At 66.7% G+C, this 13,616-nt stretch carries 14 protein-coding genes and 1 tRNA gene; 7 read left to right on the top strand and 8 right to left on the bottom strand.

The features are described from left to right. Positions 1–88: 88 nt before the first annotated feature. Positions 89–196, bottom strand: a complete 108-nt coding sequence (locus tag ACWDTS_RS26455; protein WP_450111239.1) for a methionine/alanine import family NSS transporter small subunit — start codon at positions 194–196, stop codon at positions 89–91. Further along, on the bottom strand, positions 193–1,746 hold the full coding sequence (locus ACWDTS_RS26450) for a sodium-dependent transporter (protein WP_450111240.1): 1,554 nt from the start codon (positions 1,744–1,746) through the stop codon (positions 193–195). The genes ACWDTS_RS26455 and ACWDTS_RS26450 overlap by 4 nt, the downstream gene beginning before the upstream one ends. 224 nt (positions 1,747–1,970) lie before the next feature. Between ACWDTS_RS26450 and ACWDTS_RS26445 the strand changes: the two genes are divergently transcribed. The 5 genes from ACWDTS_RS26445 (at position 1,971) to ACWDTS_RS26425 (ending at position 6,504) form a co-directional block, all read left to right on the top strand. Beyond that, positions 1,971–2,546, top strand: a complete 576-nt coding sequence (locus ACWDTS_RS26445) for a potassium channel family protein (RefSeq protein WP_450111241.1) — start codon at positions 1,971–1,973, stop codon at positions 2,544–2,546. 108 nt (positions 2,547–2,654) lie between these two features. After that, a complete protein-coding gene (locus tag ACWDTS_RS26440; RefSeq protein WP_450111263.1) occupies positions 2,655–4,457 on the top strand; it encodes an ABC transporter ATP-binding protein/permease in 1,803 nt (600 codons plus the stop codon). Between the two features lie 325 nt (positions 4,458–4,782). Then, on the top strand, positions 4,783–4,977 hold the full coding sequence (locus ACWDTS_RS26435; RefSeq protein ID WP_450119344.1) for a hypothetical protein: 195 nt from the start codon (positions 4,783–4,785) through the stop codon (positions 4,975–4,977). Positions 4,978–5,050: 73 nt separating this feature from the next. Then, on the top strand, positions 5,051–5,644 hold the full coding sequence (locus ACWDTS_RS26430; protein WP_450119343.1) for a carboxymuconolactone decarboxylase family protein: 594 nt from the start codon (positions 5,051–5,053) through the stop codon (positions 5,642–5,644). Then, the gene (locus tag ACWDTS_RS26425) at positions 5,641–6,504 is read left to right on the top strand and encodes an RNA polymerase sigma-70 factor (RefSeq protein WP_450119342.1); all 864 of its coding nucleotides are present in this window, start codon (positions 5,641–5,643) and stop codon (positions 6,502–6,504) included. The genes ACWDTS_RS26430 and ACWDTS_RS26425 overlap by 4 nt, the downstream gene beginning before the upstream one ends. A gap of 99 nt (positions 6,505–6,603) precedes the next feature. Here ACWDTS_RS26425 and ACWDTS_RS26420 read toward each other — a convergent pair whose 3' ends face one another. The 3 genes from ACWDTS_RS26420 to ACWDTS_RS26410 form a co-directional block, all read right to left on the bottom strand. Continuing rightward, positions 6,604–7,605: an ERCC4 domain-containing protein gene (locus tag ACWDTS_RS26420; RefSeq protein WP_450111264.1), complete on the bottom strand. Its 1,002-nt coding sequence runs from the start codon at positions 7,603–7,605 to the stop codon at positions 6,604–6,606. A gap of 112 nt (positions 7,606–7,717) precedes the next feature. Further along, the gene (locus ACWDTS_RS26415) at positions 7,718–8,248 is read right to left on the bottom strand and encodes a hypothetical protein (RefSeq protein WP_450111244.1); all 531 of its coding nucleotides are present in this window, start codon (positions 8,246–8,248) and stop codon (positions 7,718–7,720) included. Between the two features lie 151 nt (positions 8,249–8,399). After that, positions 8,400–8,476 (bottom strand) — tRNA-Leu (locus ACWDTS_RS26410). A 120-nt stretch (positions 8,477–8,596) separates the two neighbouring features. Between ACWDTS_RS26410 and ACWDTS_RS26405 the strand changes: the two genes are divergently transcribed. Together ACWDTS_RS26405 and ACWDTS_RS26400 are read left to right on the top strand one after the other, a co-directional pair. After that, a complete protein-coding gene (locus tag ACWDTS_RS26405) occupies positions 8,597–9,211 on the top strand; it encodes an ANTAR domain-containing response regulator (RefSeq protein ID WP_197253568.1) in 615 nt (204 codons plus the stop codon). 166 nt (positions 9,212–9,377) lie between these two features. Beyond that, a complete protein-coding gene (locus ACWDTS_RS26400; RefSeq protein WP_450111245.1) occupies positions 9,378–10,700 on the top strand; it encodes an ABC transporter substrate-binding protein in 1,323 nt (440 codons plus the stop codon). Between the two features lie 69 nt (positions 10,701–10,769). Here the strand turns inward: ACWDTS_RS26400 and ACWDTS_RS26395 are convergent, their stop codons facing one another. From ACWDTS_RS26395 to ACWDTS_RS26385, 3 genes are read right to left on the bottom strand one after another with little or no spacing between them, the layout of a single operon-like run. Further along, a complete protein-coding gene (locus ACWDTS_RS26395; RefSeq protein WP_197253593.1) occupies positions 10,770–11,561 on the bottom strand; it encodes an ABC transporter ATP-binding protein in 792 nt (263 codons plus the stop codon). Positions 11,562–11,596: 35 nt separating this feature from the next. After that, on the bottom strand, positions 11,597–12,631 hold the full coding sequence (locus tag ACWDTS_RS26390; protein WP_197253572.1) for an ABC transporter ATP-binding protein: 1,035 nt from the start codon (positions 12,629–12,631) through the stop codon (positions 11,597–11,599). After that, positions 12,624–13,613, bottom strand: a complete 990-nt coding sequence (locus ACWDTS_RS26385) for a branched-chain amino acid ABC transporter permease (RefSeq protein WP_450111246.1) — start codon at positions 13,611–13,613, stop codon at positions 12,624–12,626. The genes ACWDTS_RS26390 and ACWDTS_RS26385 overlap by 8 nt, the downstream gene beginning before the upstream one ends. Positions 13,614–13,616: the final 3 nt, after the last annotated feature.

The following is a 13,616-nucleotide window of genomic DNA, read 5'->3' as shown; positions in this document are numbered from 1 at the left end:
GGTTCGCGCCCGCCCACGGGTTGCCGCCCGCCCCCGTGGGCGGTTTCGGTAGCGGTGGCTACCGAAACCGCGCACGAGCAGGGGGTGGTCACTTCGGTTCGTCGGGGTGATTCCGCAGATGGATCACGCTCGAGATCAACCCGCCCCACAATGTGGCCAGGGCCAGGATCATCATCACGATCGCCGAGGTGTTCACAGGTTTCCTCCCGGTTCGGTTCCCGCGGCCACGGCGTCGGGCCGATTCTCGTCCTCCTCGTAACCGAGGTCGACGTCACGACGCCAGGGAACGAACGACATCACGATCGCCAGCACGAGGACCGCGGCCTGCACCCCCCAGCCGAACGTCGTCACGAGATTGCCCGGCAACCCGCCGTATCCCTCCCGGATACGGTCGCGAATCTCGCTGAAGAGCATGTAGCCGAGCACGATCGGGGTGATCACCCCGACGAAGACCTGCCAGATCGTCCCGACGTGGAACGACGACACCGAGTTCAGGTGATCGCGCAGCTCGGGCAGGCGACGCAGAACCCACGCGATGACGACGACCGCCACGAACGCCACCCCGACGATGCCGAACTGGTTCGCGAACCTGTCGACGACGTCGAGGGTGTTCAATCCGGTGGTCGTCGGGAACAGCAGCAGCGACACGATCGCCGAGAAACCGCCGATGATCAGGACCGCCGGTACCTTCCCGAGACCGGTCTTGTCCTCGAATGCCGACAGCGTTACCTGGATGATGCTGATCATCGAGGTGAACCCGGCGAACACGAGGGACGCGAAGAACAGCACGCCGAACAGCGGTCCGCCCGGCATCTGCGACACGATTGTCGGGAACGCGATGAACGCGAGTCCGATACCTCCCGACACGACCTCGCTCACCTGCACGCCCTGTGCCTGCGCCATGAAGCCGAGGGCCGAGAACACGCCGATACCGGCGAGCACCTCGAAGCTCGAATTGGAGAAGCCCACGACCAGACCCGAGCCGGTCAGATTGGTGTGCTTCTTCAGGTACGACGAGTAGGTGAGCATGATGCCGAACGCCACCGACAGGGAGAAGAAGATCTGCGCGTAGGCCGCGATCCAGACGCCCGTGTCGGTCAGTGCGTCCCAGTTCGGGGTGAAGAAGGCGTTCAGGCCCTCGACCGCACCGTCGAGGAACAGGGCCCGGATCACGAGGGTGCCGAACAGGACGACCAGCAGCGGCACGAAGATCCGGTTGGCGTTTCCGATGCCGCGCTGGACTCCGAGGGCGAGCACGCCGAGCACGGCCACCCACACCAGCAGCAGAGGCCACGAGACACCCGGCACGAATTCGAGGCCGAACGAGGCGTCGGGGTTCGTGTGCAGGAAGTCGTTCAGGAAGAAGCGCTCGGGATCGTCACCCCATGCCTCGGAGATCGAAAAGTAGGTGTAGCAGGCCGCCCAGGCCACGATCACCGCGTAGTAGACGCCGATGACGAAACACACGAATACCTGCCACCAGCCGAGGAACTCGCTGCCGCGGGCCAGGCGACGGAACGCCAGCGGCGGGGACCCCCGGAACTTGTGGCCCATCGCGTAGTCGACGAACAGCAGGGGTATACCGGCGGTGAGCAGCGCCACCAGATACGGGATCAGGAATGCGCCGCCACCGTTCTCGTAGGCGACGTAGGGGAACCGCCAGATGTTTCCCAGGCCGACGGCCGAGCCGATCGCCGCCATGATGAACACCGACCGCCCCGACCACACCTCACGCTTCTGCGTCACCACGGGTTCCGCTCCTTTACTCGGTTCACGTGTGTCGACGCTATCGCCCGCGATGGAGGAACAGGTCGATTTCCGGGGGCTGGCGCGGCGTCCGATCGGGTTGAGCATCGACGACGAACGCCTTCGCAGGGTTTCGCCGACATCGCTGCCCGGTGCCGGGGAGTCACCTACCCTGGATCCGTTGCGTTGCTGGTCACCCACGGTCGCGGAAATCAGGTGGCGCCATGGTCGAAGCCGCAGGGTCGCCGAGCCCGCCGGACGACGCTTCCGGTCGACCCGAACCGCTGTCGCGACGGGACCGGTGGCGGATCGTCTTCTACGCCCTGGCTCGTCCGTCCCTGACCACGGTGGGGTTGCTGCTCGTCTACTTCCTCGTGCCCCTCGACCACGTCGGCGACCTGTCCGCTGCAGTGGCGCTTGCCGCAGGGCTTCTCGTGGTCGTCGCCCTGGGCTGGTGGCAGCTCCGCCGGATCATGGCCTCCGAATATCCCGGGGCGCAGGCGGTCGAGGCGCTCACCACCGTGGTCGCGTTCTACCTCATGCTGTTCGCGACGGTGTACTTCCGGATGTCGGTGGTGAGCGCCGGCAGCTTCGACGAGCCACTGACCCGGATCGACGCCCTCTACTTCTGCCTGACCGTGTTCGCGACCGTCGGCTTCGGTGACATCGCCGCCGTCACCCAACCGGCACGGGTCGTGGTCTCGGTGCAGATGATCGCCAACCTGGTCCTCATCGCCGTCGGCATCCGCGTGTTGTCCGCGGCCGTGCAATGGCGGCGGCGGCAGCGCGGCATCGGCTGATCCGGAGTCCTTGCCGAAGAATTCCCCATTTCCGCATGTCCGCCCGCCGACGCGGGTGATCCTTGTCCGGAACCCGGCGATTGTCGATGAAACGGGGGTCCGGAAATGGTGGAGTGGTCAACGGTCGTCGTCGACAGCGCCCTGTGGACGGTGAAGGCCTTCGTCATCACACTCGTCGTGTCCGTCGCCGTGATCGCAGCGTTGGTGCGCTTCACCCGCTGGGGACGGCAATGGTGGCGCATCGCAGCGTCGTATTTCGATCCCCGCGCCGGAACCGCCGGTCTCGGACTGGCTGCGCTGGTGCTGTTCCTGACGGTGTTCGCGGTGCGGATGAACGTGCTGTTCTCCTACTGGTACAACGACTTCTACACCGCGATCCAGAATCTCGACGAGCCGGCGTTCTGGCGATTCATGCGGATCTTCGCGCTCCTCGCCGCGGTGCACGTGCTGCGCGCCCTCGTCGTCTATCTCGTCGGCCAGACCCTCGACATCAACTGGCGTACCCACCTGAACGAACGGCTCGTGGATCGCTGGCTCGATTCCGGGGCCTACTACCGGGAGCGTTTCGTCGACGACCCGGTCGACAACCCAGACCAGCGGATCCAGGTCGACATCACGGACTTCGTCACCACGACCCGGGTCCTGTCGATGGGGGCGGTCAACGCGGTGCTGTCGATCGTGAGCTTCACCGGCATCCTCTGGGACCTGTCCGGTCCGATGACACTCTTCGGCGTCGAGATTCCGCGCCTGATGGTCTTTCTCGTGTTCATCTACGTCCTGGTCACCACCGCGGTCGCGTTCTGGATCGGCCGGCCCCTGATCAGGCTGAACTTCCTCAACGAGAAACTCGGCGCGACCTACCGCTACGCGCTGGTCCGGGTGCGCGAGTACGGCGAGTCCATCGCGTTCTACCGCGGGGAACCCGTCGAACGCGGTGGCCTGCTCGCGAAATTCGCCGCGGTCATCCGGAACTGGTGGCGACTGGTGTTCCGGACTCTGAAGTTCAACGGTTTCAACCTCGCCGTCAATCAGCTCTCGGTGATCTTCCCGTTCCTCGTTCAGGGGCCGCGGCTGTTCGCCGGTCAGGTGACCCTCGGCGACGTGATGCAGACGTCCAACGCGTTCGGTCAGGTGCACGATTCGCTGTCGTTCTTCCGTGAGTCCTACGACGACTTCGCCGCGTTCCGGGCCACCACGATTCGTCTCACGGGCTTGCTCGACACGACCGACCGGGCGGGGAAGCTGCCCACCCTCGCCGCGACCGAGCAGGGGGAGCGTCTGGACCTGAGCGGCCTGTCCGTCACCACTCCCGCCGGGGACCCGCTGGTCACCGACCTGTCGCTGAACGTCGAGCCGGGCGAGGCACTGCTGGTGCGCGGGGCGTCGGGCAGCGGGAAGACCACCCTGCTGCGCACGGTCGCGGGACTGTGGCCGCATGCGCACGGCGCGGTCGGGCGCCCCGCCGGTGACGCGCTGTTCCTGTCGCAGCAGCCGTACATGCCGCTCGGGACGCTGCGCGACGCACTCACCTATCCGGACCCCGCCGACACCGCCGAGGTCGGCAGGGACGACGCCGCGCTGCGCCGGGTTCTGGAACGAGTCCAACTCGGGCACCTGGTGGGCCGGCTGGACGAGGCGGCGGACTGGACCCGCATCCTGTCGCCCGGGGAGCAGCAGCGCCTCGGCTTCGCGCGGATCCTGCTCGCGGAACCGGCGATCGTGTTCCTCGACGAAGCGACCGCCGCCGTGGACGAAGGACTCGAGAACTCGCTGTATCGCACGTTGCGGGAGGCGCTGCCCGAGTCGGTGATCGTGAGTGTCGGTCATCGGAGCACGCTCGACGGATTCCACGACCGGATCCTCGAACTCCGCGGCGGTGGACAGTGGGCCGTCACCGATCGCGTGCGGTGACAACTTAGGCAACGTAACGGATTTCGTGTTGCGAATGGGTCTCCGATTGGGGACCAAAGCCCTCCATGGAATGTCGCAGATCACAGTTCCGTTGCGAGATGTATGTCACAGCGGATAAGATTGACACGTTCGCGCAGCCTTTGGCCCTCAGGTCACCGGTTCGCGAGTGGGGAGCATTTCGGTGTGGACGCCGACTCTGTAAGCAGCACAGAGAATTCGGCATTCTCGATGTCCGCAGTCCGAGTGCAGTGCGGCGCGCCGGGGGTGCCGCGGAGGGCCGGGTGGGCGGCCGCCGATGAATGTTCAGCGTCGAAAGCAGGCTCAGATGACCACTGCTCCAGATCATGTTCAGCCGCTCGAGCGGCCCGTTTCTCGCGTCCGTCACGTGGCCGGAACCGTCGGAAGCGCGGCGCTCGTCGCCGGTGTGCCCGCGGGCGTCCTCACCGAATCGCTGCTCGTCGGCCTCGTCGTCGCGATCGTCACCCTCACGTGCGTGCTCCTCGCTGAATTCATGATCTGATCCCGGCCTGTCACAGGCGGGGCGCGGCCGGTGTCTACATGGTGTCCCTGTACCGGCACCCGAGGAGCCCACCATGACCGGCGAACCCAGAATCCCCAAGGCAGAGCTGACCGGAATCTACGGCGCACTCGTCACACGAATGGCGCGCAGAATGCTCGGTGACGTGCCCGACGGCATCGGCGTCCTGTGGCACAACCGGAAAGTGATGAACTTCAGCGTCGGCATGGGCCGCAAGGCGCAGAAATGGGATCGCTGCGACGCGAATCTCAAGTCGTTCGCGCACATGGCAGTGGCGAGCCTCGTCGGATGCGGCTTCTGCCTCGACTACGGCTACTTCGAATCCCGCAATAGGGGACTCGACGTGGCGAAGGTGCGCGAGGTGCCCCGGTGGCGCGAATCCGACGTGTTCTCACCGCTCGAGCGCGATGTCATGGACTACGCCGAGGCGATGACCCGGACGCCACCGACCGTGAGCGACGAACTGTCGGCACGGTTGCTCGACGCCCTCGGGGCCGAGGCGCTCGTCGAACTGACCATGTACATCGCGCTGGCGAATACCGCGACCCGATCCAACGTCGCATTCGGTATCGAATCGCAGGAGTACGCGTCGAGCTGCGGTCTCGAACCTCTCGCCACTCCGTCCGCCACCCCATCGGGCAACGCATGACCGACGATCCGTTCGTCACCCACCGCAGCCTGCTGTTCACAGTCGCCTACGAGATGCTCGGCTCCGCCGCCGACGCCGAGGACGTCGTCCAGGAGACCCGGATGAAGTGGGCCGGCGTCGAAAGATCCGACGTGGTGGACGCCCGGGCCTACCTGGTCCGGATCGTCACCCGACTCTCGCTCAACCATTTGCGGGCGGCGACGCGTCGCCGCGAAGACTACATCGGGGAATGGCTCCCCGAACCGCTGCTCACCGGGCCCGACGCCGGGGCGGACGTCGAGCTTGCCGAGAGCGTCTCGATCGCGATGCTCACCGTGCTCGAGACGCTCGCCCCCGTCGAACGCGCCGTGTTCGTGCTGCGCGAGGTCTTCGACACCCCGTACGACGAGATCGCCCGGGCGGTCGACAAGAGTCCGGCGGCGGTTCGTCAGATCGCGCACCGGGCCCGGGAATACGTGACCGCGCGGCGGCCCCGTATGCAGGTGGACCCGGATGAGCAGGCCGTGGTCGTCGAGAAGTTCCTGACCGCGGTGTCCACCGGCGATCTGCAGGGCCTGCTCGAGGTCCTCGCTCCCGATGTCGTCGCGATCGCCGACGGCGGCGGGATCGTCCGGGCGGCGCGGAAACCGATCGTGGGGGCCGAGGTCCTGGCGTCGCTGCTGGTGCGTTTCGCGAACATCCCCGGATTCACCGTGACCCGCGTGGACGTCAACGCGATGCCCGGCTTGCGCATCGAGGCCGCCGGGGCGACCGTCGTCGGTGCTGTCGCGGTCGAGTACGGACGGATCACCCGCATCTACGGCATCAGCAATCCGCACAAGCTGGGCCGGATGGGCTCGGTGGTGGAACTGCGCCGCTGATCGGCGGACTGCCGGAGATGCCCCGAGTGACGGTTGACGTACCGACATATCGGTACGTCAACCGCCATTTCCGCCCGCATCAACCCCAGCAAGTGCCGTTCAGGCGTCGTCCGGCGCGGGGTGCGCGTCGCGCCACGCCGCCCACACCTCGGGACGCAGCTTTCCTCGGTCCGGCACCACCAGGCCGGCGGCGCGCGCCCACGCGCGTACCTGCGCGGTGCTGGGATCTGCCGAGGTCGAAGCGGGATCGGGTGCGGTCCCGACGGACTTGTGGGCATCCGGGACGATGCGTTCGCGCGCGACGACGTCGTCCTCGGCCCACTGGTGTGCGGCCGCGAGAAAGCGGTACGTCCATTCCTCGGCGAGCGCGCGGGTTTCACAGAACACGATCGGCACATTCGGATAGCGGACCTGCAGCTCGGCGAGACCGTCGGCGACCAGGGCGGGACGAACCCAGCTCACCTTGAACACCGCCGAATAGCGGTCCTCGACGACCACCGCGGCGCGGGGCAGAGCAGCAAGTTCGGCCATCGCGAACCGCAGTTTGCCGTTGGTCAGGCTCGACACCAGATCGGACAGCGACTTGCGCTCCACCGAGGCGACCAGGCCCTCGTCGGAGAAGAGACCGTAGTCGCCACACGTCAACGGACGGATGAGCGTGGTGACCTGCTGGCCCGAGAACTTGTAGGCGTAGCGCTCGTGGGAGTCGACGACGATGGTCAGATCGGCGAGCCCCGCCGCGCGGGCGGTGGGGGTACGGACCTGGGGACGGGCCTGCTTGCGGGTGCGCGGCGACTGCCAGAACACCATGTCGCGGCCACGGGCCTTGGTGAACACGACCTGGGAGCGGTTCTCCCGGCTCCGGTCGACGACGAGATCGATTGCGGCACCCCGTCGTACACACGACCGCACACCCACGCGCTCGACCACATCGGGCTCCTCGGGCCATTCGTCGGCCGGAACCGGATAGCAGAACAGCGCTTTGGTGCGCGGCCACGTGTCGGATGTGCGGAACACGAGTCCGCCCTCGAGCGGCAGGCGCATCAGGAACTTCAGGCTCGAACCCGGATCGGGATTGCGCGCGATCACCAGGTCCACGATCGTCGTCACCTCCCGATAGGTCGGTCATCATGTACGACCCACCCTAGGGCGAGCGGAGACGGCTCGCGGGCGAGACCACGCGATGTGGTTCCGCCCGCGAGAATCGTCCGGGTCAGCGACCGGGCACGATGTCGATGTTGCCCCTGCACACCGCGTTCTGTGTGTTGAGGAACCACCAACCCCCGCCGGTCTGCGTGGTGACCGTGAAGTCCACGTTCCCGACCCCCGTGAACGTCCGGTTGATCGGGATGCCGGGCTTCTGCTGCCAGGCAGCCTGCTCGCTGACCGAGCGCCCGGATTCCCCGGTGGTGTTGTTGTGCCAATCGACGATGACCTGCGTGCCGTACCAGTTGGGCCCGATGCTCGGGAAGAGACCCGGAGGCGGCGCCGGCAGTTCGTTGCCGCCGCTGAGCAGCAGTGACGGAACGAGCGCATTCCCGTTCGGCGGCAGCGATTCCCCGGAACCGGCGGTGATCGTCCAGGTGAACGGCGGAGCCCACGGCAGCGGGTTCGCGCTTCCGCACGTCATCGTCGTCGACGTCGCCGCATTGGCGACACCGCCCCCTCCGATCGCCAGTGCAGCCGCCACGCCGGCGGCGGCCAGGATCGACGCACCCGTGCGTTGGATCGTTCGTCTCCCCATTGAAACTTCCTTCCGCATCGTCGAACTCCGAATACCAACCTTCCCTTCCTAGCGGGTATGGGTCGATTCGTCCCGATTTCGGGCGCGGTGTGTCGGAGTGGCGGCCGGAGGGGCCAGAAAGGCGCACGAGCGCAGAAGGCGCAATCAGTGGTGGTGCCCCCGGTGAGACTCGAACTCACACTGGACGGGTTTTGAATCCGTTTCCTCTGCCAATTGGGATACGGGGGCGTCGTGCGGAGACCACTGTAAGGGATCGGGCGGAACGGTCAAACACCGGTACCCTTCTATCGATCGCCTTCGATCCCGGAGGTGGCCCGAACGACGCGAGCGATGAGGAGAAGGCCGACGATGACAGCCGCCCCGCACGAGAACTCCACCACGCCCCGCCGGGTCGTGGTCGCCGAGGACGAGGCGCTGATCAGGCTCGATCTTGTCGAGATGCTGCGCGAAGAGGGTTACGACGTCGTCGGGGAAGCCGGTGACGGGCAGCGCGCCGTCGAGCTTGCGGCCGAGCTGAAGCCGGATCTGGTCATCATGGACGTGAAGATGCCGCGCCGCGACGGAATCGACGCCGCATCCGAGATCGCCGAGCGTCGGATCGCGCCCGTGGTGATTCTCACAGCGTTCAGTCAGCGCGAGCTCGTCGAGCGTGCCCGCGACGCCGGCGCGATGGCATATCTGGTCAAGCCGTTCTCGAAGTCGGATCTGGTTCCCGCGATCGAGGTGGCCGCCAGCCGCTTCGCCGAGATCCGCGAGCTCGAGAAGGAGATCGCCGGACTGAGCGAACGATTCGAGGTCCGCAAGCTTGTCGACCGTGCCAAGGGCATGCTGATGGAGAAGCATGCGATGACCGAGCCTGAGGCGTTCCGGTGGATCCAGCGCGCGGCGATGGACCGCCGGACCACGATGAAGCAGGTCGCTCAGGTCGTCATCGACACGCTCGGGGCCGAGAACGGGGGCTGAGCCCTCGCCCCGGTCGTTACGGCTGCGTCAATTCTTCCTCCCTCTGTATAACGGTCGGATCACAACGATTTCGGCGTGGTTCGCCGCGCGCGTCCGACGGTTATGTTTCGACCCACCATCCGGTGAATCCACCGGGATGCGTTGAGGTCGACAGAAGGAGAGTTGGATGGCAAAACGGACCATCGTCCGTGCCGCTGCGCTCTTGGGGGCGGCGTCTCTGGCGCTCGCCGGTTGCAGTTCGGACAGCGATTCCTCCTCGGACAGTGCCGAGGGCACGTCGAACGGCACGACCACGGTTACCACCGACTGCGAGCCCGACCAGGCGACCGCCGGCGCGACACCCGTGACCACGCCGCTGCGGATCGGCACCCTGCTGCCGGAAACGGGCAGCCTGTCGTTCCTCGGACCGCCGATGGTCGCGGGTACCCGGCTCGGGGTCGACGACGTCAACGCCGCCGGCGGAGTGCTCGGCCAGCCGGTCGAACTGGTCACCGGCGACTCGGGCGACACCACCACGGACACCGCGAACGCCACCGTCGACCGCGAACTGGCCGCCGGCACCCAGGTGATCGTGGGCGCGGCCTCGTCCTCGGTGTCCCTGAAGGTGCTCGACAAGATCGTCAGTGCGGGCGTCGTGATGTTCTCACCGGCGAACACCTCCGACCAGTTCGTCTGCTATCCGGACAAGGGCATGTACTTCCGGACCGCGCCCACCGACGTGCTGCAGGCCCAGGCGCTTTCCCAGCTCATCGCCGAGGACGGCGCGCAGCGGGTGTCGGTGATCGCCCTCAACGATCCGTACGGGACGGGTCTGGCCGCGAACACGGTCGACAACCTCGTCGAGGCCGGTATTCCCGAGGATCAGATCCAGAAGATCATCTACGACCCGAACGCGCAGTCGTTCAACGCCGAGGTCGACCAGATCCGCGATTTCGCGCCGGATGCGGTGGCGCTCATCGGTTTCGAGGAGTCCGCGAAGATCATTACCCGCATGCACGAGGTGGGGATCGGCCCGTCCGACGGCATGCACGTGTACGGCGTGGACGGCAACATGGGTAACGCGCTCGGCGAGAACATCGCCCCCGGCCTGCTGGCCGGCATGCGCGGCACCACCCCGCTCACCGACGTCGGCCCGGAGTTCCAGGCCCGGCTGAAGGTGGTCGATCCCGGTCTGATCGATTACAACTACGCGGGCGAATCCTATGACGCCGTGGTGATCTCGGCGCTCGCCGCCGAACAGGCCAAGTCGACGGCCGGTGTCGACATCGCCGCGAACATCAACGACGTCACCAAGGACGGCACCAAGTGCACGAGCTACCAGCAGTGCCTGGACCTCCTGCGGAACGGAGAGAACATCGACTACGACGGCATCACCGGTGAACTGAGCTTCGTCGACGCCGGCGAGCCGGGCATCGGGTCCTACGGCAGTCTGCTGTTCGGTCCGGACAACAGGCTCACCACCGAAGGGTTCATCGTGGTCGGCGAATAGCGACCGCACACGACCGGGGCCGGGAATCGGAGGATTCCCGGCCCCGAGTCGTTGCCGACACCGCGCGGCTCAGGGCCGCTTCTTCTCCTGGCTGCCCGCGAGCGTGCCCAGGTAGAGTTCGATGACCTTGGGATCGTGCATGAGGTTGGTGCCGGTGTCGGTGTAGGCGTTGCGTCCCTGGTCGAGGACGTAGCCGCGGTCGCAGATCTGCAGGCACCGCCGCGCGTTCTGCTCGACCATGATGATCGAGACGCCGGCCGCGTTGATCTTCTTGCAGCGGATGAACACCTCGTCCTGGAACATGGGGGACAGGCCCGCCGACGGCTCGTCGAGCAACAGCACCGACGGATCCATCATCAGTGCCCGTCCCATCGCGACCATCTGCCGTTCACCGCCGGACAGCGCGCCGGCCTTGATCTTCCGGCGCTCGGCGAGCAGTGGGAACAGCTCGGCGACGAACGCGAATCGTTCCGTGAACTGCTTGGGCCGCAAGTAGATTCCCATCTCGAGGTTCTCCTCGATGGTGAGCGACGGGAAGACGTTGCGGGTCTGCGGCACGTACCCCAGTCCTTTGCGGACGAGCACGTGCGCGGGCGCGGAGGCGATCGACTCGCCGCGTAGCACGACGTCGCCCTGCCGGACCGGGATCAGGCCGAACAGCGCCTTGAGCAGTGTCGATTTGCCGGCTCCGTTGGGGCCGATGATGCCGACGATCTCGCCCTCGCGCAGGAAGAAATTGCAGCCCCGCAGGATGTCCACGCCCGGGAAGTATCCGGCGACGAGGTCGTCGGCCCGCAACAGCGCGCCTTCGGCGAGCCGGGCGTGTTCCTGGGGTGTCGCGGCCAGTTCGGCTGCGGTCATCCCGGCCTCGGGTGTTGTGGGGGAAGGGTTCTCGGTCACGGCCGCTTCTCCTCGGTGCCGGGTTCGGGGGCGTCTGGCATGTCGGCGAGAACCGCCGCGTCCGGTTCGGACAGGTCGCCGCCCGTCTCGAGAGTCGCGACGACGGCTTCCTCGAGTGCCTCGGCGAGCACCGCGGTCGCGCCGACCGGGTTGCCCTCGGCGTCGAATTCGAGTGCCTGGTCGTGGTGGCTGCCCAGGTAGGCGTCGACCACGACGCTGTTGCCCGACAATGCTTCCGGGGGCGCTTCGGCGATCACCGCGCCCTGCGCCATCACCACGACCCAGTCGGAGACCTCCCGGATGACGTCCATGTCGTGTTCGACGAACACCACCGTCATCCCGTCGTCGCGGAGGGACTTGATGTGGCCGAGCAGGCTCTGGGTGAGCGCCGGATTCACGCCGGCCATCGGCTCGTCGAGCATGACCACTTCCGGGTCGGTCATCAGCGCCCGCGCCATCTCGAGCAGTTTGCGCTGACCACCGGACAGCGACCCGGCCAGGTCGTCGGCCTTGGCGTCCAGCGAGAAGCGGGCCAGCAGTTCGTGTGCGCGTTCGGTGATCTCGCGTTCCTGCGCCTTCCACGTCCACGGCAGCAGCGCCCCGGCGATCCGTTCGCCGCGTTGCCCGGTTGCACCGAGACGCACGTTGTCGAGGACGGTCATCTTCGACAGCGCCTTGGTGAGCTGGAAGGTACGCACCATGCCGCGCCGGGCGACGCGATGCGGATGCATCCGGCCGAGGTCGACACCGTTCATGCTCCACGTGCCGGTATCCGGGCGGTCGAAGCCGGTGAGCAGGTTGAACAGGGTGGTCTTGCCGGCGCCGTTGGGTCCGATCAGGCCGGTGATGCACCCGCGCTGGATCTCGAGGTGCGCGACGTCGACGGCTTTGAGGCCTCCGTAGGCGCGGGAGACGCCGTCCACGACCAGCACCGGATCGGGTTTGGCCACCCCGGGTTCCTGCGGGACCGCGGCGAACAGCGCGGCTCGGGTGGCGGCGTCGAGTGGCGATCGATCGGTGACGTCACGCATCGAGTTGCACCTCCCTCTTGTTTCCCAGGATGCCCTGCGGCCTGAACACCATCATCACCGCGATGAGCACGCCGAGCAGGACGAATCGCATCGCGCCGACCTGCTGCTCGGTGAGCGGCAGCAGCGGATCCGGTCCGGAGATGGCCTGCCGCAGCAGTGCGTCGGGGATGGCGAGCAGGAACCAGAACAGCATGGCGCCCAGGACCGGACCGAACACCGTGGCGGCACCACCGAGGATCAGCGCGCCGAACGCGAAGAACGTCTGCGCCGTCGAATAGAAGTCCGGATTGATCGACTTGGTCTGCAGGGCGTTGAAGATGCCGCCCAGACCGCCGATGACACCGCCGAGCACGAGGGCCTGCATCTTGTAGACGAACACGTTCTTGCCGAGCGACCGGGCCGCGTCCTCGTCTTCCCGGACCGCCTTGAGCACGCGGCCCCACGGGCTGTGCGTGAGGAGGTACACGAATCCGCACAGCACCAGGACGAGGGTCCAGCCGATGACCATCGCCCACAGGTCGTCGCCGTAGAAGCGCATCCCGAGTATCGAGTACTGGCGGCCGGAATCGAACGGGCTCGACTCGGTGAACGGCCCCGCGAATCCGTAGAGGCCGTTGGTGGAGCCGGTGACCGAATCGGATGCGGTGGAACGGAACACCAGGCGCAGGATCTCGGAGGCCGCGATCGTGACGATCGCGAGGTAGTCGGCGCGCAGTCGCAGTGTCGGGATACCGAGGATCAGGGCGAGCAGCGCGGCGGCACCGAGACCGACGAGGATGCCGAGCCACAGCGGCTGGTCGTAGGTGACCGTCATGATGCCGACGCCGTAGCCGCCGAGCAGGGCGAACCCGATCTGGCCGAAGTTCAGCAGGCCGGCGTAGCCGAAGTGCAGGTTGAGTCCGATCGCGAGCAAGGCGTAGAAGATCGCGGACGGCCCGATGAGCTGGGCAAACGAAATCTGGAGTGCGGCGAGGATGTCCATGGC

This window comes from Rhodococcus sp. NPDC003383, assembly GCF_053589115.1.
The sequence above is the reverse complement of the archived record's forward strand: the minus strand, read 5'-3'. Positions and strand labels throughout refer to the sequence as shown.